The organism is Thioalkalivibrio sp. ALJ3, assembly GCF_000377205.1.
Lineage (GTDB): Bacteria > Pseudomonadota > Gammaproteobacteria > Ectothiorhodospirales > Ectothiorhodospiraceae > Thioalkalivibrio.
The window spans coordinates 643,390-669,790 of the sequence record NZ_KB897905.1 but is presented as its reverse complement, the minus strand read 5'-3'; the positions used below and the strand labels follow the sequence as shown (position 1 = coordinate 669,790).

At 65.4% G+C, this 26,401-nt stretch carries 24 protein-coding genes; 10 read left to right on the top strand and 14 right to left on the bottom strand.

The features are described from left to right. Nucleotides 1-124: 124 nt before the first annotated feature. The 8 genes from C935_RS0103195 to rpmH all read right to left on the bottom strand — a co-directional run bounded on the left by C935_RS0103195 (nt 125) and on the right by rpmH (nt 7,325). Nucleotides 125-880 (bottom strand): ParA family protein, encoded by a 756-nt coding sequence (locus C935_RS0103195; RefSeq protein WP_018861069.1) that lies wholly within the window; start codon nt 878-880, stop codon nt 125-127. Then, nucleotides 877-1,506, bottom strand: coding sequence for a 16S rRNA (guanine(527)-N(7))-methyltransferase RsmG (rsmG, locus tag C935_RS0103190; protein WP_018861068.1), 630 nt, complete (start codon nt 1,504-1,506; stop codon nt 877-879). Before rsmG ends, C935_RS0103195 begins: the two co-directional genes overlap by 4 nt. Continuing rightward, nucleotides 1,496-3,370: a tRNA uridine-5-carboxymethylaminomethyl(34) synthesis enzyme MnmG gene (gene mnmG, locus C935_RS0103185; protein WP_018861067.1), complete on the bottom strand. Its 1,875-nt coding sequence runs from the start codon at nt 3,368-3,370 to the stop codon at nt 1,496-1,498. The genes rsmG and mnmG overlap by 11 nt, the downstream gene beginning before the upstream one ends. A gap of 151 nt (nt 3,371-3,521) precedes the next feature. Beyond that, nucleotides 3,522-4,835 carry a tRNA uridine-5-carboxymethylaminomethyl(34) synthesis GTPase MnmE gene (mnmE, locus tag C935_RS0103180; protein WP_018861066.1) on the bottom strand — a complete coding sequence of 438 codons (1,314 nt, stop codon included), beginning with the start codon at nt 4,833-4,835 and terminating at the stop codon, nt 3,522-3,524. 7 nt (nt 4,836-4,842) lie between these two features. Further along, nucleotides 4,843-6,549 carry a membrane protein insertase YidC gene (gene yidC / locus C935_RS0103175; RefSeq protein ID WP_018861065.1) on the bottom strand — a complete coding sequence of 569 codons (1,707 nt, stop codon included), beginning with the start codon at nt 6,547-6,549 and terminating at the stop codon, nt 4,843-4,845. Nucleotides 6,550-6,557: 8 nt separating this feature from the next. Continuing rightward, nucleotides 6,558-6,815 carry a membrane protein insertion efficiency factor YidD gene (yidD, locus tag C935_RS0103170; protein ID WP_018861064.1) on the bottom strand — a complete coding sequence of 86 codons (258 nt, stop codon included), beginning with the start codon at nt 6,813-6,815 and terminating at the stop codon, nt 6,558-6,560. Then, entirely contained in the window at nt 6,812-7,162 is a 351-nt protein-coding gene (gene rnpA / locus C935_RS0103165) for a ribonuclease P protein component (RefSeq protein ID WP_018861063.1), read from the bottom strand. The genes yidD and rnpA overlap by 4 nt, the downstream gene beginning before the upstream one ends. A 22-nt stretch (nt 7,163-7,184) precedes the next feature. Next, nucleotides 7,185-7,325, bottom strand: a complete 141-nt coding sequence (rpmH, locus tag C935_RS0103160) for a 50S ribosomal protein L34 (RefSeq protein WP_012983964.1) — start codon at nt 7,323-7,325, stop codon at nt 7,185-7,187. Nucleotides 7,326-7,477: 152 nt separating this feature from the next. On the opposite strand from rpmH, the gene dnaA reads away from it, so the two are divergent. The 8 genes from dnaA (at nt 7,478) to ubiD (ending at nt 18,751) form a co-directional block, all read left to right on the top strand. Beyond that, nucleotides 7,478-8,845: a chromosomal replication initiator protein DnaA gene (gene dnaA, locus C935_RS0103155; RefSeq protein WP_018861062.1), complete on the top strand. Its 1,368-nt coding sequence runs from the start codon at nt 7,478-7,480 to the stop codon at nt 8,843-8,845. A 254-nt stretch (nt 8,846-9,099) separates the two neighbouring features. Then, nucleotides 9,100-10,203 carry a DNA polymerase III subunit beta gene (gene dnaN / locus C935_RS0103150; protein ID WP_018861061.1) on the top strand — a complete coding sequence of 368 codons (1,104 nt, stop codon included), beginning with the start codon at nt 9,100-9,102 and terminating at the stop codon, nt 10,201-10,203. 23 nt (nt 10,204-10,226) lie between these two features. Beyond that, the gene (locus C935_RS0103145) at nt 10,227-11,300 is read left to right on the top strand and encodes a DNA replication/repair protein RecF (RefSeq protein WP_081616572.1); all 1,074 of its coding nucleotides are present in this window, start codon (nt 10,227-10,229) and stop codon (nt 11,298-11,300) included. A gap of 65 nt (nt 11,301-11,365) precedes the next feature. Next, nucleotides 11,366-13,798, top strand: a complete 2,433-nt coding sequence (gene gyrB, locus C935_RS0103140; protein WP_018861059.1) for a DNA topoisomerase (ATP-hydrolyzing) subunit B — start codon at nt 11,366-11,368, stop codon at nt 13,796-13,798. A 6-nt stretch (nt 13,799-13,804) separates the two neighbouring features. After that, on the top strand, nt 13,805-14,332 hold the full coding sequence (locus C935_RS0103135) for a hypothetical protein (RefSeq protein WP_018861058.1): 528 nt from the start codon (nt 13,805-13,807) through the stop codon (nt 14,330-14,332). Between the two features lie 109 nt (nt 14,333-14,441). Beyond that, a complete protein-coding gene (locus tag C935_RS0103130) occupies nt 14,442-16,490 on the top strand; it encodes a M3 family metallopeptidase (RefSeq protein WP_018861057.1) in 2,049 nt (682 codons plus the stop codon). After that, nucleotides 16,487-17,254, top strand: coding sequence for an exodeoxyribonuclease III (xth, locus tag C935_RS0103125; RefSeq protein ID WP_018861056.1), 768 nt, complete (start codon nt 16,487-16,489; stop codon nt 17,252-17,254). The genes C935_RS0103130 and xth overlap by 4 nt, the downstream gene beginning before the upstream one ends. A 33-nt stretch (nt 17,255-17,287) precedes the next feature. Continuing rightward, nucleotides 17,288-18,751, top strand: coding sequence for a 4-hydroxy-3-polyprenylbenzoate decarboxylase (gene ubiD / locus C935_RS0103120; RefSeq protein ID WP_018861055.1), 1,464 nt, complete (start codon nt 17,288-17,290; stop codon nt 18,749-18,751). A gap of 34 nt (nt 18,752-18,785) precedes the next feature. Here the strand turns inward: ubiD and C935_RS0103115 are convergent, their stop codons facing one another. After that, entirely contained in the window at nt 18,786-19,361 is a 576-nt protein-coding gene (locus C935_RS0103115) for a hypothetical protein (protein WP_018861054.1), read from the bottom strand. Nucleotides 19,362-19,521: 160 nt separating this feature from the next. On the opposite strand from C935_RS0103115, the gene C935_RS0103110 reads away from it, so the two are divergent. Next, on the top strand, nt 19,522-20,550 hold the full coding sequence (locus C935_RS0103110; protein WP_018861053.1) for a CDP-6-deoxy-delta-3,4-glucoseen reductase: 1,029 nt from the start codon (nt 19,522-19,524) through the stop codon (nt 20,548-20,550). A 19-nt stretch (nt 20,551-20,569) separates the two neighbouring features. Here the strand turns inward: C935_RS0103110 and C935_RS0103105 are convergent, their stop codons facing one another. The 4 genes from C935_RS0103105 to C935_RS0103090 all read right to left on the bottom strand — a co-directional run bounded on the left by C935_RS0103105 (nt 20,570) and on the right by C935_RS0103090 (nt 24,215). Further along, complete coding sequence (locus C935_RS0103105; RefSeq protein ID WP_018861052.1) at nt 20,570-21,385, bottom strand: uroporphyrinogen-III synthase; 816 nt, start codon at nt 21,383-21,385, stop codon at nt 20,570-20,572. A 3-nt stretch (nt 21,386-21,388) separates the two neighbouring features. Next, entirely contained in the window at nt 21,389-22,336 is a 948-nt protein-coding gene (gene hemC / locus C935_RS0103100; RefSeq protein ID WP_081616563.1) for a hydroxymethylbilane synthase, read from the bottom strand. 123 nt (nt 22,337-22,459) lie between these two features. Continuing rightward, nucleotides 22,460-23,185 carry a LytTR family DNA-binding domain-containing protein gene (locus tag C935_RS0103095; RefSeq protein ID WP_018861050.1) on the bottom strand — a complete coding sequence of 242 codons (726 nt, stop codon included), beginning with the start codon at nt 23,183-23,185 and terminating at the stop codon, nt 22,460-22,462. After that, complete coding sequence (locus C935_RS0103090; protein WP_018861049.1) at nt 23,175-24,215, bottom strand: sensor histidine kinase; 1,041 nt, start codon at nt 24,213-24,215, stop codon at nt 23,175-23,177. Before C935_RS0103090 ends, C935_RS0103095 begins: the two co-directional genes overlap by 11 nt. A 106-nt stretch (nt 24,216-24,321) precedes the next feature. Here C935_RS0103090 and argH point away from each other — a divergent pair, with 106 nt between their 5' ends. Beyond that, entirely contained in the window at nt 24,322-25,758 is a 1,437-nt protein-coding gene (argH, locus tag C935_RS0103085; protein WP_018861048.1) for an argininosuccinate lyase, read from the top strand. A gap of 49 nt (nt 25,759-25,807) precedes the next feature. Here argH and C935_RS0103080 read toward each other — a convergent pair whose 3' ends face one another. Further along, a complete protein-coding gene (locus C935_RS0103080; protein WP_018861047.1) occupies nt 25,808-26,311 on the bottom strand; it encodes a hypothetical protein in 504 nt (167 codons plus the stop codon). Nucleotides 26,312-26,401: the final 90 nt, after the last annotated feature.

Here is a 26,401-nt window from a genome sequence, read left to right as displayed (position 1 = left end):
TGCGCCCCGAATCAATCGAAAACGGACGGGTAGAACCACTACCCGCTGCACGACGCGCCTTGTCTCGGAAAACCTGGGGTGCCAACGCGAGCGTGTGCATTAATCAGTGTTTCCCTGGGCGCGATCAGCGGCGCAGCATCTCGCCGGCCAGCGCGAGGTAGGCCACCGCCCCGCGCGAAGAGGCATCATACAACAAGGCCGGCTGACCAAAGCTGGGGGCCTCGGCCAGACGGATGTTGCGCGGGATCACAGTCCGGAACACCCGTTCGCCAAAATGGCCGGTGAGCTGGTCGGACACGTCACCGGACAGTCGGTTGCGCGGATCGAACATGGTGCGCAGCAGCCCGGCGATGCGCAGCTGCGGGTTCGGGCCCTTCTGGATGCTTTCGATCGTGCGCATGAGCGCGGTCAGGCCTTCGAGCGCGTAGTACTCGCACTGCATCGGGATCACGACCCCGTCGGCGGCCACCAGCCCGTTGACCGTCAGGAGGTTCAGCGAGGGCGGGCAGTCGATCAGGATGTGGTCATAATCGGCGGCCACCGGGGTCAGCGCCTCGCGCATGCGGTACTCGCGTCGCTCCTGGTCCATCAATCGCACCTCGGCCACGGTCAGGTCCCCGTTCGCCGGCACCAGATCGAAACCGCCTTCCACGCGATGGGCCGCCTCCGGTACCGTGGCCTGGCCCAGCAGCACCTCGCAGGAGGTCGGATCGTCGGCGTGCTTGTCGACGCCGGAACCGGTGGTGGCATTGCCTTGCGGGTCGAGGTCCACGACCAGCACGCGCTTGCCCAGCCGGGCAAGCGAGGCGGCGAGGTTCACGCAGGTCGTGGTCTTGCCCACCCCGCCCTTCTGATTGGTGATGGCCAGCGTATCGGTCACGTGTCGGCTCTCTCGATAATGGCGATGTGCCGCTCGGCGGTCTCGCCGGGAATGGTAACCGGGTCCACACTCCGGTACGACCATGGGGTCGGCAGCGGCGCGTCCGCCACCGATCGCTGCCCGAGCATGGCCAGCACCCGCCCGCCCGTGGCCACCTGCGGTGCGACGCGCGCCACCATGTCTGCCGGGGCCTTGAATGCCCGCGCCAGCACCGTGGTGTAGGGCGCGGCGGGTCGGAAATCCTCGATCCGCTTGTGCACGGCCTCGACGCGGGTCAGGCCGGCCAGCCCGATCACGTTGCGCAGGAAGCGGATACGCTTGGCCGCGCTGTCCAGCAGGCAGAAATCGCGCGCGCGCTCGCAGGCGGCCAGCACGAAGCCCGGCAGGCCGGCGCCCGTCCCGACATCCAGGATGCGGTCCCCGTGAAGATACGGGCGCAGGGTCAGGCTGTCGAGGATGTGTCGGGGGATCCACTGCTCGGGGTCGCGCACGGCGGTCAGGTTGTGCACCCGGTTCCAGCGCCCGAGCTGCTCCAGATAGACCGCCAGGGCCTCGATGGCCGCACTGTCCAGCGCCCACTCGTCGGCCACGGCGCCCAGCGCCGCGCGCCAGTCGTTACTCGCCACTGGCGCGCTGTTTCAGGTGTACGGCCAGGGCGGACAGCGCAGCCGGGGTTACGCCCGGGATGCGCTGGGCCTGGCCCAGCGTATGCGGTCGGAATTCGGCGAGCTTCTGGCGGATCTCGTTGGACAGGCCATGTACCCGCGCGTAGTCGAGGTTATCCGGCAGCGCCGTCTGGTCGGCCTTCGCCTGGCGTGCGACCTCGGCCTGCTGGCGCTCGATGTACCCGGCGTATTTGGCCTGGATCTCCGCCTGCTCGCGCACGTCCGGCGTGCAGCCCGCATCCAGCTCCGGGAGGGCCTGCATCAACCCGTCATAGTCGGCCTCCGGCCGGCGCAGCAGATCGAGCAGCGTGGCATCCGGTTCCGGGGCCTTGCCGAGGAGCTCGGCCAGGGCCGGGCGAGTGCGCTGATCGCGGTCCGGCCGCGTCTGGGCCAGCCGGCCCATCTCCGACTCGATCGCCGCGGCGCGGCGCTCGAACCGTGCCCAGCGGGCATCGTCGACCAGGCCGTACTCGCGGCCGATCGGGGTCAGGCGCAGATCCGCGTTGTCCTCGCGCAGCAGCAACCGGTACTCGGCGCGCGAGGTGAACATACGGTAGGGCTCCTGTGTGCCGCGGGTGACCAGGTCGTCGATCAGCACGCCGATGTAGGCCTCGGAACGCTGCGGGATCCAGGGTTCGGCGTCCCGGGTCAGGCGGGCGGCATTGAGCCCGGCGACCAGGCCCTGGGCGGCGGCCTCTTCATATCCGGTGGTGCCGTTGATCTGCCCGGCGAAGAACAGATTGGCGACCTCGCGCGTGGCCAGCGACGGGCGCAGGCCGCGCGGGTCGAAGTAGTCGTACTCGATCGCGTAGCCCGGACGGGTAATGCGGGCGTGCTCGAAGCCCTTGATGCTCTGCACCAGCGGCACCTGGATCGCATAGGGCAGGGAGGTGGAGATGCCGTTCGGGTAGAGCTCGTGGGTGGTCAGCCCTTCCGGCTCGACGAAGACCTGGTGGCTGCTCTTGTCGGCAAAGCGCACGACCTTGTCCTCGATCGAGGGGCAGTAGCGCGGTCCGGTGCTGTCGATCTGGCCGGAATACATCGGGGCCTGATCGAGGTTCGCCCGGATCAAGTCATGGGTCTTCTCGCTCGTGCGCGCAATATGGCAGGGGCGCTGGGCCGGGTGGTCGTCGGCGGAGCCGGTGAACGAGAACACCGGGCGCGGGTCATCGCCCGGCTGCACCTCGAGGCGCGAAAAATCGACGCTGCGCCCGTCGATGCGCGGCGGGGTTCCGGTCTTCAGGCGCCCGACCGCAAAGGCCATCTCGCGCAGGCGCGCGGCCAGGCGCACGCTCGGCGGATCGCCCGCGCGGCCGCCCGGCTGCTGGGTGAGCCCGGTATGCATCTGACCATTCAGGAAGGTCCCCACCGTCAGCACGACGGCGCGGGCCTGGAACGCAATGCCGGCCTCGGTGACCACGCCGGTCACGCGATCGCCCTCCATGGTGATGTCGGCCACCGGCTGCTGGAAGATCTCGAGATTCGGCTCGGCCTCCACGAGCTGGCGAATGGCCTGGCGATAGAGCTGCCGGTCGGACTGGGCGCGGGTTGCGCGCACCGCCGGGCCCTTGCGCCGATTGAGGATGCGGAAATGGATGCCGGCGGCATCCGCCGCACGCGCCATCACGCCCCCCAGGGCATCGATCTCCTTCACCAGGTGGCCCTTGCCGATGCCGCCGATCGCCGGGTTGCAGCTCATCTGGCCGATGGTCTCGATGTTGTGGGTCAGCAGCAGCGTGCGCGCACCCGCGCGCGCCGCGGCCAGTGCGGCCTCGGTGCCGGCGTGTCCGCCGCCAATCACGATGACATCGAATTCTTCTGCCATGACCTCTATAAGCCCGACCGATGGTCGGCCCGAAAACGTAAAATCAGCAGTTTAGCAGGAGTGGCGGCGGCATCGAAGCGGCCGCAACGGGATCGCGGAATCCTGGGGTAACAAGGCGAGCGTATACATGGATCAGGGTTTTGCTACGCCATCACTTGCCGATGCAGAAGCCGGCGAAGATCTCGCCGAGCAGGGCCTCGTGGTCCTGGCGACCCAGCAGGGCATCCAGCGCGGCCTCGGCCAGGCGCAGCTCCTCGGCGATCAGGTCGGGTGCAGCACTGGCCTCGATACCACCCAGATGCAGCGCCGCAAGGCGCAGGCCATCGAGATGGCGGGCCCGCACGCTGAAGCGCTGCTGCCCGCCCTCGCCGGCACCCAGCCGCTCGACGATCGCCTGCTTCAGTTCATCGATGCCCGCGCCCGTGCGCGCCGAGATGACGATCCCCTCTGCAGGTCGGGAATCCCCAACGCAGTCCTGCTTGTTCCAGACCGTGAGCCGCGGGATCTCGGGCGGGGCCTCCAGATCGGGGACGGCGTCCGGCCGGGTCAGATCCCGCAGCTCCAGGATCAGGTCGGCCCCGGTCGCCGCCTCGCGGGCGCGCTGCATGCCGATCCGCTCTACGGGATCGTCGCTGGCATGCAAGCCGGCGGTATCGATCAGCTCGACCGGGATGCCGTGAATGGCGATGGGTGAGCGCAGCACGTCGCGGGTGGTCCCGGGGCGGTCGGTGACGATCGCCACCTCGCTCTCGGCCAGGCGATTCATCAGGCTGGACTTGCCGACATTCGGGGCACCCACCAGGGCCAGACGCAGGCCCTGGGCGAAGTAGCGGGCCGGGCGCAAACGCTCGAGGAGCGCAAGGATAGTCGTGTGCAGGTTCTCCGCCCGCCGGGCGATATCCGGGGCGGCCTCGGATTCGAGGTCGGTCTCGCCGAAGTCGATCTCGGCCTCGATGATCACGCGCATGTCGCGGATGGCCCGGGAGACCGGCTCCAGCTCCGCGGCCAGCGCGCCATCGAGGCTGGAGCGGGCCAGGCGCGCGGCCTGGGCCGTCTGGGCATGGATCAGATCGGCGACGGCCTCGGCCTGCGCGAGGTCGAGGCGGCCGTTCAGAAAGGCCTGTTCGGTGAATTCGCCCGGCCGCGCGCGGCGGGCGCCGAGATCGACTGATGCCGCGACGAGCGCCTCCAGCAGCACCGGGCTGCCGTGGCCCTGCAACTCGATCACGTCCTCGCCGGTGTAGGAATGAGGCGCGGGGAAATAGAGGATCAGGCCATCGTCGATCGCCTCGCCGCTGCCCGGATCGAGGAGGCGGCCGTAGTGGGCATGGCGCGGTCGAAGGCGGTCGCGCCCGGTCAGGCGCCGCGCGATCGTCAGTGCCTCGGGGCCCGACAGGCGGACCACGCCGATGCCGCCGACCCCCGGCGGGGTGGCAACCGCGACGATGGTATCCGCCACGGTCACGGCCCGGTCAGCTCTTCTGCTTGTCCGGGTCCTCGCCGCCCTCGATCTTGCGCGTGATGTACCACTGCTGGGCGATGGAGAACAGGTTGTTGGTGAACCAGTACAGCACCAGGCCCGCCGGGAAGAAGGCGAAGAACACGGTGAACACGAACGGCAGCGCCATGAAGATCTTCTGCTGCACCGGGTCCATCGGCGGCGGGTTCAGCTTGTACTGCACGAACATGGACACGCCCATCAGGATCGGCAGGATGAAGTACGGATCACGCGAGGACAGATCCTGGATCCACAGCCACCACGGGGCCTGGCGCAGTTCCACACTCTCCAGCAGCACCCAGTACAGGGCGATGAACACCGGGATCTGGACCAGGATCGGGAGACAGCCACCCAGCGGGTTGATCTTCTCCTTCTTGTAGAGGTCCATCAGCGCCTGGTTCATGCGCTGCTTGTCGTCCTTGTAGCGCTCCTTCAGTGCCTGCAGCTTGGGCGCGACCTTGCGCATGCGCGCCATGGAGCGGTAGCTGGTCGCGGACAACTTGAAGAACGCGATCTTGATCAGGATGGTCAGCAGCACGATCGACCAGCCCCAGTTCCCGACGACGCTGTGGATCAGGTCCAGCAGCCAGAACAGCGGCTTGGCCAGGAAGGTGAACATCCCGTAGTCGACGGTCAGTTCCAGCCCCTGGGCGATCTCGGAGAGTTCATCCTGCAGCTTCGGCCCGACCCACAGGCGCGTCTGCAGCTGCCCGCTTTCGCCCGGGCGCACAGTCAGGGGCTCGGCCGAGTGCAGGCCGATCAGGTATTCCTCGCCGACTTCGCCGGGCACGGCGCGCGCGTACAGGGCGTTCACCTCGTCCTCGCCCGGAACCCAGGCGGAGACGAAATAGTGCTGGATCATCGCCACCCAGCCGCCATGCAAGCGCTGCTGGATCGGGTCATCGGCGAGCGATTCGAAGCGCTCGCGCTGGTAGCTGCCGTCGTAGTAGGCCGCGCCGGTAAAGGTGTACAACCACCAGGATTCGCGATCCGGGGTTGGCCCGTGGCGCAGCTGGCGATACTGGCGTCCGCTCCAGGTGGAATCGCCCTGGTTGCGGACCTCGTAATCCACCTCGATCAGGTGGGTCCCGCGGGTAAAGGTGTAGGTCTTGATGACCTCGATCTCGCCATCGTCCGAGACCCAGCGCATCGGCACCTGGAGGGTATCGTCGCCCTCGGCCATCTCGAAATGATCGCCTTCGACCTCGAAGTTGGCGTGGTGCGAGGGGGCCCGGCCTTCCATCGCCCGATCGTTGACGCGGTCGTGCGTCAGGCCGCTCTGGGCGACATAGCCCCGCACACGGTGGTCGAACAGGCGCACGGGCACCAGCGGGTCGTCCTGAAGGTCGCGCGGATACTGGAGGAGATCAGCCCGCAGGATAGTGCCGCCACGGGTATCGATCAGCAGTTCGTGCTTGTCGGTACGAACGGTGAACTGGCGGCGATCCGGCTCCTGGATCGGGCTGAGATCGGGCTCGTCCTCGGCCGCGGCGCGGGGATCATCCTCGTCCTCGAACTGCGGGGCATCGGGCACGTCCTCGGGGCGCGCCTCGGGATCCTCGACTTCCTGCTCGGCGGTCTCGGGTTCCGCAGGGGTGCCGTAATCCTGATTCCAGGCCTGCCACATCAGGAACAGGACGAAGGCCAGGCTGAGCCACAAAAGGGGACGCAAGTTATCCATGAGCGCGACTATTTCCGGGATCGATGCGAATGGGCGGACAGACGGGGTTCCGGCACGGGATCATAGCCCCCGGGCGACCACGGGTGGCAGCGCAGGATTCGCCGCAGGCCAAGCCAGAAGCCACGTGCTACCCCGTGTTTTTCCACCGCCTCGACGGTGTAGGCGGAGCACGTCGGATAATGCCGGCAGTGCGGGGCCATGAACGGGGAAAGACCGTATTGATAGGCACGCACCGGCAGCAGGGCGATCTTGCGTACAAGCGTCATTGCAGGCGATCCAGCAGCGTTTCCATCTCCAAGCGCAGGGCTCGACGGTCACAGGCTCCGGCCCCTGGCCGGGCCAGGACAATCAGGTCCACCGGTGGCAACACAGCGCGGCGTTGGCGAAAGGCCTCGCGCGCGATGCGCTTGATCCGGTTGCGGTCCGTGGCGTTCCGGACATGACGCTTGCCAATGGCCAACCCCAGGCGCGGCTCCTCGGCACCCTCGCGCGCGCGACTCAGCAGCGTCAAGTAACGACCACGGACGGGCCGCGCATCGGCAAAAACATGCTGGAAATCAGCACCGACCAGCAGGCGCGCCTGGCGCGGGAAGCCCTGCGCCCGGGCGGTCATAATGGCCGGCCGGTCAGCGCAATCAGTTGGTCGGGCAGAGACGCTTGCGGCCTTTGGCGCGACGGGCGTTCAGGACCTTGCGGCCGCCACGGGTGGCCATGCGGGCACGGAAGCCGTGGGTACGGGCGCGGACAAGCCGACTCGGTTGAAAGGTGCGCTTCATGACGAATCTCGGACTATGGGATAAAGGGCGGAGAAAACTACCGTCAACCGTGCACGAAGTCAATCATGGGGCGAGCAGCGGCTAGCGCAGCAGGGTGGCATCGGCGTAGACTCGGGATCCCCTGAACCTCTCTTGATTCCGGAGACCCGCGTGTGACTGCCAATACCCTGTGGACAGCCTGTCTGGATCGCCTGCAGGGTCGCGTGAGTGAGCAACAGCTGAACACCTGGCTGCGGCCCCTGCATGCCGAAGAGGATGGTGGGGCCTTGCGCTTGCTGGCGCCGAACCAGTTCGTATTCGAGCACGTCCGTGACCACCTGCTCGGTTCGATCGAGGAAGCCGTGAGCGAGGTCCGTCCTGGCGCCGACGGGGTCGACGGGCAGCGCGTACGCCTGGGGATCGGTGGTGCGGAATGGTCGGCCGAGGCGACGGAAGACGCTGCCCCGCCCTCGGTCCAGACGACCTCGGCGCCGCGCCGGGCGGCGGTGCCCAAGGGACCTGTCAGCAACCTCAATCCGGCCTTCACCTTCGACACCTTTGTCGAGGGCAAGTCCAACCAGCTGGCGCGAGCCGCGAGCCTGCAGGTGGCGGAAAACCCGGGTGTGGCCTACAACCCGTTGTTCATCTATGGCGGGGTCGGCCTGGGCAAGACCCATCTGATGCACGCGATCGGCAACAGCATCCTGGCACGACAGCCCGAAGGACGGATCATCTATCTGCACTCGGAACGCTTCGTCGCCGACATGATCAAGGCGTTGCAGCACAACGCGATCGACGACTTCAAGCAGCACTACCGCTCGGCCGATGCCCTGCTGATCGACGACATCCAGTTCTTTGCCAACAAGGAACGGTCACAGGAAGAATTCTTCCACACATTCAATGCGTTGCTGGAAGGTCAGCAGCAGATCATTCTGACCTCGGATCGTTATCCGAAGGAGGTCGAAGGGCTGGAGGAACGACTGAAGTCGCGCTTTGGCTGGGGCCTGACCATCGCCATCGAGCCTCCGGAGCTGGAGACACGCGTAGCCATCCTGCAACGCAAGGCGGAACAGGCCGGGATCGAGCTGCCAACCGAGGTGGCCTTTTTCATGGGCAAGCGCATCCGCTCCAACATTCGCGAGCTGGAGGGTTCGCTGCGGCGCGTGATCGCCAATGCGCACTTCACCGGCAAGCCCATCACCCTGGACTTCGCCAAGGAGGCCCTGCGCGACCTGCTCGCGGTTCAAAGCAAGTTGATCACGCTGGAAAACATCCAGAAAACCGTGGCGGACTACTATCGCATCAAGGTAGCGGATCTGCTGTCGACCCGCCGCAGCCGTTCTGTCGCCCGGCCGCGGCAGATGGCCATGGCGTTGGCCAAGGAACTGACCCAGCACAGCCTGCCGGAGATCGGGCAGGCCTTTGGCGGTCGCGACCATACGACGGTTATACATGCCTGCCGCAAGATTACGGAACTACGCGAAGCGGACGCCAGCCTGGACGAGGACTACGCCAATCTGCTGCGAACGTTGAGCAGCTGAGGCCTTTCGGGATGCGACATCGTGGATCGGGAACAAACTGTGGATAAGATGGGTAGAAGACGTTGGTATCTGGCCAAAGATTTTTCCAGCCAATTTCATCCACAGGATAGACACAGCCAACACAGAGGTTTCAAGGCCGATTTATGGCCATAAAGTGTCGTATATTCAAATAGATAAAGGATTTCCGCACAAGGAGAAGCGGGCCTTATTATTATCAGTTCTATATTACTTAAACCCAATTACAGGACACCGCCATGGAACTCACTTTCCAGCGCGAAGCGATGACTGATGCCCTGCAACGGATTGTCGGGGCGGCCGAAAAACGGTTGACGATGCCGATCCTCGGCAACGTCCGTTTACGGTCGGACGAACGTGGCGGTATCCGGATGGATACGACGGACCTGGAACTCGCCTGGCAAGGCGAAGCGGCCGGAAGTATCCCGGGCGAATGCGACGTGACCGTTTCGGTCCGCAAGCTGCTGGATGTGGTCAAGGCGGCGCCGGAGGACTGCGAGATCCGTGCGACGATCGACGGTGAACGGATGTCGGTGGGATTCGCAGGTTCGCGATTTTCGTTGGCGACGCTCCCGGGCGGGGATTTTCCTGACTGGGAGGGCAAAAGCCCGGAATGGAGCCTAGACATCCCCCAGAACCGCCTGCGTCGATTACTGGAAGCGACGATGTTCTCCATGGCGCAGCAGGACGTGCGCTACTACCTGCAGGGTCTGTTGCTGGTGGCCAGTGGACACAGTCTGAGGGCCGTGGCCACTGATGGGCATCGGCTGGCACTGGCCGAGGCGGAACTGGATCAGGCGATTGACGGGCGAGTGGAGAAGATCGTTCCCCGCAAGACTGTCGCGGAGCTGCGCCGCAATCTGTCGGATGATGAGGTCCCGGTCCGAGTGGGGTTCAGTGACGATCAGGTACTGTTCGATCTTGGGAGCGCCGTATTGCGGAGCAAGGTGATCGAAGGGCGGTTTCCGGATTACGAGCGCGTGATCCCGACCGATCTCCCGGCCACCCTGACGGTGGAGCGAGAGCGGCTGAAACAGGCGCTCTCGCGGGTATCGATCGTGGCATCGGACAAGTACCGCGGTGTTCGCATGACGCTCGGGGACCAAGGGTGTCAGGTGATGACGCACAATGCGGATCGAGAAGAGGCCCAGGAATCGGTCGAGGCCGAATATCAAGGGCCGGCCATGGAGATTGGATTCAATCTCGGGTACCTGGTGGATGTTCTCAACGCCATCGAAACCGATCGGGTGCGCATTGGTCTGCGCGATGGCAATTCCTCGATTCTGGTCCAGGCGGAACCACCGGGCGGCGCGCGCTACGTCGTTATGCCGATGCGACTGTAGCCGCGGTGGGGTGATTGCCGGTCGTGCTGGAAGCCCTCTGGTGGCATGGTGTGCGCAATCTCTCGGAGCAGACGTTCGAGCCGGGGAGGGGGATCAACCGTCTGGTGGGCCCGAACGGGGCGGGCAAGACTTCGGTACTCGAGGCCTGCCATGTACTCGCGGCGGGCCGTTCTTTCCGGACATCGCAACTTCGCAGGGTGATCACCACTGGGGAGAAGCGCCTGTGGGTTGGGGGGCAGGTGCGAGACCTTCAAGGTGGAGTCCATCGGCTGGGTCTTAGCTGGGAGGGCAGTCGGCGGTCGCGGCTGGATGGACGCTGGATGGAGGGGCATGCAAGCGTCGCGGAATGGCTCCCTGTGCGGGTGCTGCATGCCGGGTCCTTTGAATTACTGACCGGCGCGCCCGAGGAACGGCGGCGGCTGCTGGACTGGGGCTGCTTTCATGCGACGGGTCCGTACAGGTGGCAGTGGCAGCAATGGCGCCGAGCCCACGAACAGCGAAATGCGGCCCTGCGCAAGGGCAACCATCGGGCGGCGCGTGAATTCGAACGTCCGTTGGTCGAAGCGGGTGAATCGATCACCCAAGCACGAGAGGCGTATATCCATCGCTGGCAATCGAGCACGGCAAAGGCCGCAGAGTCGTTCGGGTTCTCGGGCCGCCTGGATGGTTTCCGGATTCGTCTTCGGGTGGGCTGGGATCGGGAATACTCACTGGCAGAGGCCATTGAACGCAGTCGACCATCGGACGAGGAACGGGGCTTTGGGCAGGTGGGGCCGCAACGGGCTGATATTGAATTGCGCTTCGATGGTCGATCGGCGATCGAAGCGTCGAGGGGCGAACAAAAACGGCTGGTGACGGCACTGACGGGGGGGCAGGCCCGAATGCTGGAGGTGGAGACCGGCAGGGCGCCGGTTGTCTTGCTGGATGATGTGGTATCCGAACTGGACGTTGTGGCTGTGGAAGGGCTGATGGCGGGACTGCTGGAATCAGGTTGGCAGGTTTTTGTGTCGGCAGTAGATCCGAATATTCCCGGGCTGGACGGGTCCCAATCGACGCAATTGTTTCACGTGGAACACGGTGTGGTGACTCGGGACTGACCCCGCCCCGGGACTCTCCTTTGCGTTATACTGCAGTGTCTGCCACCGGCCGGATACCGCACTCCATGTCCGAAACTGAACCGCTCGACCCCGAAACCTACGACTCTTCACAGATCCGTGTCCTCAAGGGTCTCGATGCCGTGCGCAAGCGGCCGGGGATGTACATCGGTGATACCGATGATGGCACCGGACTTCACCATATGGTGTTTGAGGTCGTCGATAACTCGATCGACGAGGCCCTGGCGGGCTATTGCGACACCATTGAGGTCACGATCCACGAAGACAATGCGGTATCAGTCTCCGATAACGGTCGTGGTATCCCGGTGGATATTCACGAGGAAGAAGGTAAATCGGCCGCAGAGGTCATCCTGACGGTCCTGCATGCCGGGGGCAAGTTCGACAACAACTCCTACAAGGTATCCGGGGGGCTCCACGGCGTCGGTGTGTCGGTAGTCAATGCCTTGTCAGAAGAGCTTCGACTCGAGATTCACCGAGCGGGTGAGCGGCACCAGCAGATCTACCACCTCGGCGTGCCGGATTCACCGCTGGCCGTTGCGGGTCCGACGGACCGTACCGGGACCCGGATATGGTTCCGGCCCAGCGACGAGATCTTCAGCGATATCGAGTTCCATTACGAGATCCTGGCAAAGCGCCTGCGCGAACTCTCATTCCTGAATTCCGGGGTTCGCATTACGCTTCGTGATCAGCGTGACAACCGGGAAGAGACATTCCTGTTCGAAGGGGGTATCCGCGCCTTTGTCGAACACCTGAATCAGAAGAAAACCGCTCTGCATCCGACCGTGGTCTACGCGAACCAGACGCGCGAGGATGACTATGTCGTGGAGGTTGCCCTGCAGTGGAATGACTCCTACCAGGAAAACATCTTCTGCTACACGAACAACATTCCGCAGCGTGACGGCGGGACCCACATGGCCGGTTTTCGCGCGGCCCTTACACGAACGATCAACCAGTACCTGGAGAACGAAGGCCTGATCAAGAAGGCCAAGGTTGCGACCGCTGGCGACGACATGCGCGAAGGCCTGACGGCTGTGTTGTCGGTGAAGGTACCGGACCCGAAGTTTTCGTCACAGACCAAAGACAAGCTCGTCTCGTCCGAGGTCAAGCCGATCGTCGACAGTGTCCTGTCCGACGCGGTACACAACTTCCTGTTGGAGAACCCGACTGAGGCCAAGGCGATCACCGACAAGGTGCTCGAGGCCGCGCGCGCCCGCGAGGCGGCCCGCAAGGCCCGCGAGGTCACGCGCCGCAAGGGGGCGCTGGATGTCGCCGGCCTGCCGGGCAAGCTCGCCGACTGCCAGGAAAAGGATCCGGCCCATTCGGAGCTCTACCTGGTGGAGGGCGATTCGGCGGGCGGATCGGCCAAGCAGGGTCGCGATCGCCACTTTCAGGCGATCCTGCCACTGAAAGGCAAAATCCTGAACGTCGAACGTGCGCGCTTCGACCGCATGCTCGGCTCGGCCGAGGTCGGCACGCTCATTACTGCGCTTGGCTGCGGCATCGGGAAAGACGAATACGACCCGGACAAGCTGCGCTATCACCGCATCATCATCATGACGGACGCGGACGTCGACGGCTCGCATATCCGGACACTATTGTTGACGTTCTTCTTTCGCCAGATGCCCGAGCTCATCGAGCGTGGACACGTCTATATCGCGCAGCCGCCGCTGTACAAGATCAAGCGTGGCAAGCGCGAGCAGTACGTCCGCGACGAGGCCGAGATGGGTGAAATCGTCGTGTCGCTCGCCCTGGACGGGGCGGCTTTGCATCCAGGCCCTGATGCCCCGCCGGTTACGGGTGAAGCCTTTGAAGAGCTGGTGAAGGGTTACCAGAAGGCGGCCCGAGCGGTCGAACGCCTGGGTCGGATGTATGATTCCCGCATTCTCTGGGCCATGCTCGAAGCCGATGCCATACCTGATCCCCGCAGCGTAACCAACCCGGACGTTCAGGCTTGGTTTTCCCGGATCCTCAAGACGATTTCCAGTGATCGAGCGGGCGCCACACGCTATAGTCTGGGACCGGTTACCGATGTGGATGGCCACGCTCAGCTGAGTCTGGACCGGATAGAGCACGGCGCCGCGCTCTCCCAGTTCATCAACGACGATACGCTGGCCTCGCGCGATTTCCAGACGATCCTCGACCTTTCGGCGCGACTGAATGCCCTGCTTGAGCATGGTGCCTACATCAAGCGTGGCGAGCGAATTCATCGGATCCAGGGTTTTTCCGAGGCAATGGAATGGCTGCTTCAGGAGGGTCGCCGGGGTCTGGGTACCCAGCGTTACAAGGGCCTGGGCGAGATGAACCCCGAGCAGCTGTGGGAGACCACAATGAACCCGGAAACCCGCCGATTGCTGCAAGTTCGTGTTGAGGACGCCATCCGGGCGGACGAAATTTTCACCACCCTGATGGGGGACCAGGTCGAACCGCGCCGCGATTTCATCGAGACCCGAGCCCTGAGCGCGGAGAACGTCGACGTCTAGCTCCCGATGGCGGGCTTCGTCATCCTTGCGATCGTCGGGCTGGTCAGCCTGACACTGGCTGTCATCCGCATGTATTCCCACCTGGCTGTTCAGGAGCGCCGGGTCGTCGGGGCATGGGACCAGTTGGAACGCCTCCTGGTCCAGCGAAACGGCCATCTTCAGCGGCTATGCTCCGAAGCAGGAAGCCGCGTGTGCGCACTCCAGAACCTTCACCGGTTGTTAGAACGTCAGGAAATGGCCCGCCGCCAGGGGGACCTGTCGACCGTCGCCGACACTGAGCGCGAGATTCGAGCCACCTGGGATTTGATATTAGAACAACCTGTTGATATTAAAGAAGAAATAATGGACGAAGCCGAGAGGCGGGTCGGTGCCCTCGACCAGGCCATCGGAGACAATCTGGTGCGCTACAACGCCGCCTTGGAGACGTATCAGCACACTCGACGCTCTCCCTTCTACGGGCCCCTCGCATGGGCCGTTGGAATGGGGCCTTACGCCCCGCTGAATCCTCCCTCTTCAGACAATCCCTCGCGTTGACTCCTCGGAGAGGCGGGTGGGATGGCCGACGCGGTTGTCCCCACCGGAACACCCTCCCGAGCCAGCGGTCCGAATGGCATAATTCCACCTGGCCGAATCAGGAGTCACCGTGACCAACCCCCTACTGCAAACGGATCGCCTCCCCGCGTTTCGATCCATCGCCCCCGAACACGTGATCCCCGCACTCGATACCGTCCTTCAGGAAAACCGCGACGGCATCGAGCATCTTGTCCAGCAGGCCGGGGATTCGCCCACCTGGGATGGTCTCGTCGCGCCATTGCAGCACCTGGATGCCCGCCTCTCCCAAGTGTGGGCGCCGGTCGGTCACCTGAACGCGGTGATGAACACCCCTGACCTGCGTCAGGCCTACAACGCCTGTCTGCCCAAGCTGTCTGAGTTTGCCAGCTGGGTGTCGCAGCACCAGGGCCTGTACGCCGCCTTCCGCCGCCTGGCAGATGGCCCCGAATACGAGCGGCTCGCGCCCGAGCGGCGCAAGGTGATCGATGACGCCCTGCGTGACTTTCACCTCAGCGGCGTGGCTCTTCCCGAAGATGCGCGCGCACGGCTGCGCGAGATCGACTCCCGCCTCTCTGCACTGACCGCGCGCTTCGAGGAGAATGTGCTCGATGCCACCCAGTCCTGGACCTGGCAGACCGACGACCCTGCCGCACTCGCCGGCATACCCGCCGCAGAACAGGCCATGCTGGCCCAGAATGCCCGGGCCCACGAACAGACCGGCTATCTTGTCACCCTGGATTTTCCCAGCTATTTCGCGGTGATGAGCCATGCCGACGACCGAGACCTGCGCCGCCGCGTCTACGAGGCCTTCGCGACACGAGCATCCGACCAGGGATCCGATGCAGGTCGCTTCGACAACAGCGAGGTGATGGTCGAGATCCTCCAGTTGCGGGAGGAGAAGGCGAGTATCACGGGATTTGCGCACTACGCGGAGCGCTCGCTGGCGACCAAGATGGCCGAGAGCGCCGCCCAGGTTGATACCTTTCTGCACGACCTCGCACAGCGCGCACGCCCCCGGGCCGAACAGGATCTGGACGACCTGCGCGCCTTCGCCCGCGAAGAGCTCTCTCTCGAATCCCTCGAAGCCTGGGACATGGCCTATGCCGCCGAGAAGATGCGTGAGCGACGTCTCGGGCTGAGTCAGGAAATGCTGAAGCCCTATTTTCCCGCCAGCCAGGCGGTGGAAGGCCTGTTTCGCCTGGTCGAGCGCCTGTTTGGCGTGCGCTTCGAGGCCGACCCGAATGTCGAATGCTGGCATGAAGACGTTCGCTACTACCGAGTAGTTGACGCGAACGGCATCGAACGTGCGGGTTTCTACTTTGATCTTTACGCTCGCAAGAACAAGCGCGGCGGGGCCTGGATGGATGTCTGCCGGCAGCGTTTTGTCTCGGCCGAGGCCCAGCAGGTCCCGGTCGCGTTCATGACCTGCAACTCCACCCCGCCCGTGGATGGCAAGCCAGCGCTGTTTACCCACGACGAAGTGATCACCCTGTTCCACGAGTTCGGCCACGGTCTCCACCACATGCTGACGCGCGTGAACGAGCCGGAGATCGCCGGGATCAATGGGGTCGAGTGGGATGCCGTCGAACTCCCGAGCCAGTTCATGGAGAATTGGTGCTGGGAGCGCGAGGCGCTGGATCTGTTTGCCCGTCATTACGAAACCGGCCAACCCATGCCGGATGACCTCTATCAGCGCCTCGTCGATACCCGCCACTTCCATGCCGCGATGCAGCTTCTGCGGCAGGTCGAATTCTCCCTGTTTGACATGCGCCTGCACGCGAGGTCCGCACCGGACAGTGCACAGGCCATCCTCGATCTCCTGGAGACTGTGCGTGACGAGGTCGCAGTGGTTCGGCCGCCCGCGTTCAACCGTTTCCCCCATGGTTTTGCGCACATCTTCGCGGGCGGATATGCGGCGGGCTATTACAGCTACAAGTGGGCGGAGGTCCTGTCCGCCGATGCCTTTGCGCGGTTCGAGGAGGAGGGCCTGTTTTCGCCCGAGGTCGGTGCGGCCTATCTGCGCGAGATCCTGGAGGTTGGAGCCTCGCGACCCGCGGCCGATTCATTTCGTGCCTTCCGTGGCCGCGATCCCGAGATCGACGCCCTGCTGCGCCACAGTGGTCTGGAGGATGCCGCGTGAAGATCGCCAGCTGGAACGTCAACTCCCTGAAGGTCCGCCTGCCCCAGGTCCTCGACTGGCTTCGGAGTTCGCGCACCGACATCCTCGCTTTGCAGGAAACCAAGCTGACCGACGAGAACTTTCCGGTCAGTGCGATCCAAGACGCCGGGTATCAGGTCGTCTATTCCGGACAGAAGACCTACAACGGCGTGGCCATCCTCTCGCGCAAACAGGCAACGGACCTGGTCACCGACCCGCCCGGTCTGCAGGACGCCCAGCGCCGCATTCTGGCCGCCACGGTCGGCGATATCCGCGTGGTCAACCTCTATGTGGTGAACGGCGAGAACGTCGGTACCGAAAAATACGCCTACAAGCTCGACTGGCTCGCGCGCATGCGCACCTGGCTGGCCGCCGAGATCGAGGCCCACCCGAATCTCGTGGTGCTGGGCGATTTCAATATCGCCCCGGAGGACCGTGACGTGCACGACCCCGAGGCCTGGCACGAGCGTATCCTCTGCTCTACTCCGGAACGCGAGGCCCTGGCGGCCCTCACGGACCTTGGCCTCGCGGACACCTTCCGTGCATTCGACCAGCCGGATGAGGAATTTTCCTGGTTCGATTACCGCGCCGCTTCCTTCCGGCGCAACCGCGGCCTCCGGATCGACCTGGTGCTCGCCAGCCATGCGCTGCAGAAACGCCTGACCGCCGCGGGCATTGACCGCGAGCCACGGAGTTGGGAGCGACCCTCCGACCACGCCCCCGTCTGGGCCGAATTCAGCGACTAGGCTCGGCTGACGGCCGCGCCCTGGGAGATACCCGTGAAATACAGGGACCTGCGTGATTTCATCGACGGGCTAGAGGCCCGCGGCGACCTCAAGCGCATCACCACCGAGATCGACCCGAACCTCGAGATGACCGAGATCGCCGATCGCGTCCTGCGCGCCGGCGGACCCGCGTTGCTGTTCGAGAACCCCAAGGGTTCCGATATCCCGGTGCTGGCCAACCTGTTCGGTACGCCCGAGCGGGTGGCCATGGGCATGGGAGAGGACTCCGTGGAGGCCCTGCGCGAGGTCGGCCGGTTGCTGGCCTTCCTCAAACAGCCGGACCCGCCGAAGGGCCTGCGCGCAGCCTGGGAGCAGCTGCCCGTCTTCCGCAAGGTGCTCGACATGGCACCCAAAAAGACGCGCGGGGCCGCCTGTCAGCGCCATGTGCTTGAGGGCGACGATGTGGACCTATCGACCCTGCCGGTGCAGACCTGCTGGCCGGGGGATGCCGGGCCGCTGATCACCTGGGGCCTGGTCGTGACCCGCGGGCCCGAGAAGTCGCGGCAGAACCTCGGCATCTACCGTCAGCAGGTGATCGGCCGCAACCGCGTGATCATGCGCTGGCTGTCACATCGCGGGGGCGCGCTCGACTACCGGGAATGGTGTCAGGCGCACCCGGGCGAGCCTTTCCCCATTGCCGTGGCCCTGGGGGCCGATCCCGCGACCATCCTCGGTGCGGTCACACCGGTGCCGGATACGCTGTCGGAATACGCCTTTGCCGGGCTGTTGCGCGGCAGCCGCACCGAAGTCACCCGCTGCATCGGCTCCGATCTCGAGGTCCCGGCATCGGCCGAGTTTGTGCTGGAGGGCCACATCCACCCCGGCGACACTGCGCCGGAAGGCCCGTTCGGCGATCACACCGGGTACTACAACGAGGTGGACGAGTTCCCGGTATTCACCATCGACCGCATCACCCATCGTGACCAGCCGATCTATCACTCGACCTACACCGGACGCCCGCCCGACGAACCGGCGGTCCTGGGGGTTGCCCTGAACGAGGTCTTCATCCCGATCCTGCAGAAGCAGTTTCCGGAGATCGTGGACTTCTACCTGCCACCGGAGGGCTGCTCCTACCGCATGGCGGTGGTTTCCATGCGCAAGCAGTACCCTGGCCACGCGAAGCGCGTGATGATGGGCGTGTGGTCCTTCCTGCGCCAGTTCATGTACACAAAATTCGTGATCGTCGTCGATGATGACGTGAACACGCGCGAATGGAACGATGTGATCTGGGCGATTACCACGCGCATGGACCCCGCGCGTGACACGACGCTGGTGGAGAATACGCCGATCGACTACCTGGATTTCGCCTCGCCCGTTTCGGGGCTGGGTTCGAAAATGGGCATGGACGCGACCACCAAGTGGCCGGGTGAGACCGAGCGCGAGTGGGGTCGACCGATCACGATGGATCCGGCCGTACGCGAGCGGGTGGACGCCCTCTGGCACGAGCTGGGGCTGTAGCCCTGGCTACGCCCCGCCCGAACCCGACGGGCTCCTAGTTGCCCAGGTGTGCGCCGTCCTCGGGTAGCCGCACCCAAGCCGCGATGTCGGCGCCCATGGCCCGAACCGTGCGCCCCATCACCGAGCAGCTGCCCTTGAACCCGCCGAATGCGCCGCCACCGGAGACCCGGCGCGAGGTGAATTCGGCCACCGCCTCGCCGTTCTCGTACAGCGTGCCTTCGGCCTCCGCCAGGGAACGGTGTCCCGACCAGGCATTGCCATCATTGCGGGCCTGGGTGATCTCCACCATCAGCACCTTTCCGGCATCGCCGGGGCTTACGTCCGCCCCCGTCTCCACCCGCACATCGTGGCGCGCTCCGAACTCCTGAACGAAGCCGGGGAAGCGCTCCTCCAGCTCGCATTCGCGGCGGATGGCCTCCGCCACTGTCGCGTCCTCGCTGTAGGCGAAGCGGTCCGGCACCGTCACGATCACCTCCGGATCAGTGACCTCGGCGGCTTCGGCGCCTGCATCGGCCCCCGAGTCCGCTTCACGGGTTTCGTTGGCCGCACAGCCGCCGAGCAGCATCAGCCCGCCAGCGGCCAGTGCGGCCGCCCATTTTTCTCCCTGCATTCCCTTTCTCCCTGCCTGTGGTTGGCGCCCCCGAGTCTGCCCCATCCCGCCTGTGGATTGCACGTGCAGCATCGCTGCATGCGGCTTCCGGGGTTGTTTGCGTTCGCGCCGACCGTGGCGACAATAAGCCCCCTTGTTGGATCAGCAGCGGGAGCAGCGCATGGCCTTTGACGTGATCATCCAGCCCAGCGGGCAGCAGCTCGAGGTCGAGGACGACGAGACCGTACTCGAGGCCGCGCTGCGCCAGGGCTTTGCGTTTCCCTACGGCTGCCGCAACGGCGCCTGTGGATCCTGCAAGGGTCGCGTCATCGCGGGCGAAGTCGACCACGGGCCGAACAAGCCGCCGGGCATTACCGAGGCCGAACTGGCCGACGGCTGGGCACTGTTCTGCCAGGCGGTCCCGGTGGATGATCTGGAGATCGAGGTGCGCGAGATTGGCGCGGCCAAGGACATTGTCGTGAAGACGCTGCCCTGTCGTGTCGCGCAGTTGAACCGCCTGGCAGACGATGTAATGGAGCTGCGCCTGCAGCTCCCTGCAACCGAGCGCATGCAGTTCCTCGCCGGGCAGTACCTGGATGTCCTGCTCAAGGGTGGCAGTCGCCGCAGCTACTCGTTGGCCAATGCCCCGCATGACGACGAGCAACTGGTTCTGCATGTGCGCAATCTGGAGGGTGGGCGCTTCTCGAAGATGGTGTTCGAGGAGATGAAGCCCAAGGCGCTGTTGCGTATCGAGGGGCCGCTCGGCACGTTCTTTGTCGACGAGGAATCGCAGCGGCCGCGCCTGTTCGTTGGCGGTGGCACGGGCTTCGGCCCGCTCAAGGGAATGCTGGATCATCTGGCGGTCGAGGGTTTCGACCGACGGCATCATCTGTTCTGGGGTGCGCGCAGCTCAGACGGGATTTACGCCCCCGATTGGCTTGGCCGGATGACCACCGAACACGGCGAGCACTTCCGCTTTACGCCGGTGCTCTCGGATGTACCGGCGGATACGGCGGCCGGGTTCCCGGCGGTCACGGGCTGGCCCCACGACGCGGTACTGGCCGAATACCCGGACCTGTCCGGATTCGATGTCTACATGGCCGGCCCACCGGCGATGATCGAGGCGGCAACCAACGCCTTCCTCGCCGCGGGTCTGCCGACCGAGCAGCTCTACTACGACAGCTTCGAGCCGGCCGCGCCCCACGAGTAGGGGCGCGCGACCTCGCTGATCAGCTGGTCGCGAGTTGCGCGGCCAGGCGCTGCACCGCCTGCTGCATCGCGGCGTCAGTCGGATCCTCGGCGATCTCCACGGCGGCCTTGAACCCCAGCTCCTGCGCGATCTCGCCGATACGTTCGGAACCCACCACCAGCGGCGTCTTGCGCAGCCACATGCGCCCGAGCTTCCCGACCATCTCGTAGAGATTGCGCAGGCCTTCGCCGCTGGTGATGGTGATGATGTCGATCTGGTCGCGCGAGAATGCATACATCAGCGCGCCGGTATCACCGTCCGGTCGCCCGCGCCGATAGGCCTCGGCAAAAGTGACCTCAGCGCCACGCGACTTCAGCGTATCGCCGAGGTATTCGCGCCCGCCGTCACCGCGAAAGATCACCACGCGCTGGCCGGTGACCTCCTGCATCGCCGGCTGTTCCAGCAGGGCCTCGCTGTCGAAGCGCCGCGGCGGGGCGATGTCCACATTCAGGCCGAAGCCCTTCAGCTCCTTCGCGGTGCGGTTGCCGATGGCTGCGATCCGCGTCCCTTCGGGCCACGCGTGGTCGGCCAGCGCCAGGTTCAGCACCCGCTGCACTGCGTTCGGGCTGATAAAGACCGCGATGTCGAAGGAGTCCAGCTGATCCAGCACCGCGCGCAGATTGGTCGGGTCGCTGGGCGCCAGGATCTCCAGCACCGGAAAGCGAATCACCTCGGCGCCATCGCCAGCCAGCAGGTTACAGAACTCCTCTGCCTGCGCCGCCGGCCGCGTAACCAGGATCCCGCAGCCGTTCAGGGGGCCGTCGGCGGTGGGCTTCATGATATCCAGATCGGCCATTTTTCAGGATCCTTTCGTGGAGGCTGCGTTCTCGGCGTGGGCGGCGGCCAGCAGCTCGCCGGCCCCCAGTTCCAGCAGCTGTTCGGCCAGTTGCACCCCAAGGGCCTCCGCGTCGCTGCGCGGCCCTTCCACCTGGCGTCGCAGGAGCTGGCTGCCATCGACCGCGCCGACCAGACCATCCAGGTGCAGCCGGTCGCCGTCCAGGGTTGCGTGGGCGGCCAGCGGTACCTGGCAGCCGCCCTCCAGGCGACGATTGAACGCGCGTTCGGCGCGCACACGGTCGGAGGTGTCGCCGTCGTTCAGGGGTGCGATCAGCGCCCCAATCTCCGGGTCGTTCTCGCGGCACTCGATGGCGATTGCCCCCTGGCCTACCGCCGGCAGGCTGACCGCCGGTTCCAGCCGGGCGCGGATGCGTTCGTCGAACCCGAGGCGTTTGAGCCCGGCGGCCGCCAGCAGGATTGCGTCATATTCGCCGGCATCCAGCTTGCCCAGTCGGGTATTCACGTTGCCGCGCAGATCGGTGATGTGAAGATCCGGCCGTCGCGCCCGCAGCTGGCACTGGCGGCGCAGGCTGGACGATCCGACGCGCGCCCCCTCTGGCAGTTCATCGACATGGGCATAGGTGTTGGAGACGAACGCATCCAGCGGGTCCTCCCGGTCGAGGATCACCGGAAGCACCAGGTCCGCCGGCAGCTCCATCGGCACGTCCTTGACCGAATGCACCGCGATGTCCGCACGATCTTCCAGCATCGCGATCTCCAGCTCCTTCACGAACAGCCCCTTGCCGCCAATGCGGGCCAGTGGGGAGTCGAGGACGCGGTCGCCCTGCGTGGTCATGCCGACCAGTTCCACAGGCCGATCCGGGTGCAGCTCCCGCAGGCGCGCGGCGACATGTTCCGCCTGCCACATGGCGAGCGGGCTTTTTCGAGTGGCGATGCGCAGGGGTTTCATGCGGGGTCCGGCGGCTGGAGGATAAAGCGCCGTAGTATAACGGTTTCGGCACGGTGGCCCGAATCCTCCCGGATCGCGGGGCTATCGATCCCTCTTTAAGGAAAGCCCGATTTCAGTGTCTTCTCAAGGCAGATCACCGCGCAGGAAGGCCCTCACCTGCGGAAGCTGTCGCCGACTGATGGCGACCGGATCGATGTCGCCGTGAAACAGCAGACGGTGGTCGGCCGGACCGCGCGTCTCCAGCCCCCGGATCGCCGCGCGGACTGCCAGGCAACCCCGGCGCACGCACAGCAGCGCCTCTCCGAACCGCGACTCCAGTTCGTGCAGCCGGGTATCCACAAACCCCTCGAGCTGTTCGCCGCGGGCGATCACGTAACCGTCTTCGGCCACGAAGTAGCCGATCCGGTCCAGGGGAACGCGTTCCTCGCGCCGCCCGATGGTCAGGCGAACGGTCTGCGGCATGCGTGCCGACGAGCCGGCCTTGTGCCGGGCCGCACGTTCCAGGGCCTGGGTCAGGCGCTCGGCGCGTACGGGCTTGAGCACGTAGTCGCGTACTCCGGCCTCGAAGGCCTCCAGGCTGAACTGATCGTGTGCGGTCACCAGGATGACCATCAGGTCCGGGCGCTGCGCGCCGATTTCGGCGGCCAACTCCATGCCCGATTCGCCGGGCATCTCGATATCCAGCAGGATCAGGTCCGGCCCTTCGCGATTAATGGCGTCGCGTGCGCCGATCGCCTCGGCCGCCTGGCCAATCACCTGGTGTCCGGCATCGTTGATCATCCCGGCCAGGCGCTGGCGTGCGATCGGTTCGTCGTCCACGATCAGGACGCGCAAGGCTTCAGTCGACATGACGTTTCCCCCATTCCAGTGGCAGGCGAATGCGGACCTCGAATTCGCGTTCCCTAGCCTCCGCTTCGAAGCGGAACCGATCGCCAAACGCATGGTGCAGGCGCAGTCGCACGGCATCGCTGGCGGTGCCGGTCCCCTTGCTGTGCGCCTCCGGGTCGACGCTGTTGGTCAACGACAGCATCACCGTGCCGGAGTCGAGCCGACAGCGAACGCGCACGAAGCCGGGGCCCCGGGCCGGTCCGATCCCGTGCTGAATCGCGTTTTCCGCCAGCGGTTGCAGGATCAGGGTCGGCACGCTGACGTCCAGGCCGGCCTGATCCGGGCAATCCCATTCCACCTGCAGGCGTTCGCCAAAGCGGGTTTGCTCAATGTTCAGGAAGGCCCGCACCAGCTCCAGTTCCGCACGCAGCGCCTGGCGATTGCCGGTGGCGAAGGTGGCGCGAAAGAGATCCGCCAGATCCAGGGTGATCTGTTCCGCGCGTGGGGGATCACTGCGGCACAGCCCGGCAATGGTGTTCATGCTGTTGTAGAGAAAGTGCGGGCGCAGCCGCGCGCGCATGGCCTGCTCGCGAGCGCGGGAGACGGCCTGGGTCTCACGCTGCCAGGCCGCCTGCAGGTAGAGGTAATGCATCGCCACCAGGCTCAGGATTGTGGCCACCGCGATCGCCGGCCAGCGCCAGGCCGGGTCTGCCAGCTGCAGCTCCTCGGCCCCCAGAAAGACCGCCGCCGTGTTGGCGATCGGCACCAGCGGGGGCAGGACGATCTGGCCCCACAGGGGCAGGCGCACCAGCAGCCGCTTGCCGGCGCACAGGATCAGCAGACTGGTCAGCGCGACCCAGAAGATGAACAGCGCATGCAGGGCCAGCCCCGGCACCCAGTCCTGCCCGCCCCCGCGCAGCAGGGTCACGGCCAGGGCCAGCAGTACCGCGACCATCAACACGCGCAACAGAGTCTCGGCGCTGCAGAAATCCGGCAGCGGCGATGGATTCGCCAGTTCGGTTGTTTCGTCGTCCGGCTTGTGTGCCCTCACGACCCGTCTCCCCTCCGGGTGCCGCCCATCCCTGTGTTGGCCGGGGGACACTGTGACGTGTCTCCCTTATACTTCCGTGTCTTTCCAACCCGGTTCAGGGTGCACCATGACGCAGGATTCCGCACGCGACAAGCCGCAGGCCCCGGCCCCCGAGGGCGAGGCCAAGCTCTGGGGTGGCCGTTTCTCCGAACCCACCGATGCCTTTGTCGAACGCTTTACCGCCTCGGTCGAGTTCGACCAGCGCCTGTACCGCGAGGACATCCAGGGCTCGCAGGCGCATGCGCGCATGCTGGCGAAGGTCGGCGTGCTGACCGACGCCGAGGCCGAACAGATCCTGCAGGGGCTGGACGCCATCCGTGACGAGATCGCCGCCGGCGAATTCGACTGGCAGATCGGCCGCGAAGACGTGCACATGAACATCGAGGCGCGGCTGATCGAGCGCATCGGTGATGTCGGCAAGAAGCTGCACACTGGCCGTTCGCGCAACGACCAGGTGGCGACCGACATCCGCCTGTGGCTGCGCGCCTCCATCGACGACATCCTTGGCCTGATCCGGGGCTACCAGCGCGGGCTGGTGGATCTGGCCGAGCGCGAGGCCGCGACGGTGATGCCCGGCTTTACCCATCTGCAGACCGCGCAGCCGGTTACCTTCGGGCACCACATGCTGGCCTGGTACGAGATGCTGGAGCGCGATGCCCAGCGCCTGGTCGACTGCCGCGCGCGGGTCAATGTTCTCCCGCTGGGCGCGGCCGCGCTGGCCGGGACACCGTATCCGCTGGATCGCGAGTACACCGCCGAGCTGCTCGGCTTTGATGGCGTTACACGCAATTCACTGGACGCGGTCTCGGATCGCGACTTCGCGATCGAATTCACCGCTGCGGCGGCGACCCTGATGATGCACCTGTCGCGACAGGCCGAGGAGCTGATCCTCTGGACCAGCGCGCAGTTCGCGTTCATCGACCTGCCGGATCGCTACTGCACCGGTTCGTCGATCATGCCGCAGAAGAAGAACCCGGATGTGCCCGAGCTGGTGCGCGGGAAGACCGGCCGGGTCTACGGCCACCTGATGTCCCTGCTGACCCTGATGAAGGGCCAGCCGCTGGCCTACAACAAGGACAATCAGGAAGACAAGGAACCGCTGTTCGACACCGTGGACACGCTGCTCGGCTCGCTGCGCGCGTTCGCCGACATGGTGCCCAACCTGGAGGTGCGTGCGGAGAACACCCTGGCGGCCACGACCAAGGGCTTTGCCACCGCGACGGATCTCGCCGACTACCTAGTCGGGCGGGGTGTGGCCTTCCGCGATGCCCACGAGGTCGTGGGCCGTGCGGTGCGGGTCGCGCAGGAGCGCGGGGTCGATCTGGCGGAGCTGCCGCTGGCCGACCTGCAGGCCATCAGCGATGCGGTGGGCGACGACGTCTATACCGTGCTGACCCCCGAGGGGTCGGCCGCCGCCCGCAACCTGACCGGCGGCACGGCCCCGGAGCAGGTCCGGCGCCAGGTCGCGGCTGCGCGCGAACATCTCGCGGGCACGCTGGACTGAGACGAGATTGAAGTGGTGCGAAGCCGCACCACCTGATGGGTCAGGACCGTTAGTAGTCCAGCGTCGAGTCGATCACTTCCCACATCACGTTCCCGTGCACCACCTCGTAGCCGAGCAGGACCTGGCCATGGGCCCCGTCGCCCTCGAAGTTCGCCAGTACCCAGCGGTGGTTCAGCACGTGGATGCCGTCGGGCCGGAACGCAAAGCCCTCGTCGCCCTCGGCCTCGTGCGGGATCAGTTCCGGATGCTCCATCAGATCGTCACGCAGGCGCTCCTCGGCACGTGCCATGCCGCGGCGCTGCAGATCCTGGATATGCGCATTGGTCAGACCCAGCTCGACCGGGCGCGGAATCTCGTGCCGGGTGTACTCCTGCAGCTGCACCTGCGTCTGGTACAGCTCGCGCTGGGCCTCGGTTAAATCCTGCTCCAGCCCGGTGGCGCGGGCGATGTAAATGGCGAGGATGATGACGAAAAACAGCATGAAGCCCAGCCAGGCCAGGCGCTCGCTGTTCTTCAGGCCACCCTGATTTTTATTGTCCTGCTCTTCGGTCACGAGTCTCCTCCCGGAAATGGGGCACCGGCATGGACGCCGTGCCCGCGTGACGGAACACCCGGGCTGTGTGGGCCCAAAGGTGCAAAATCG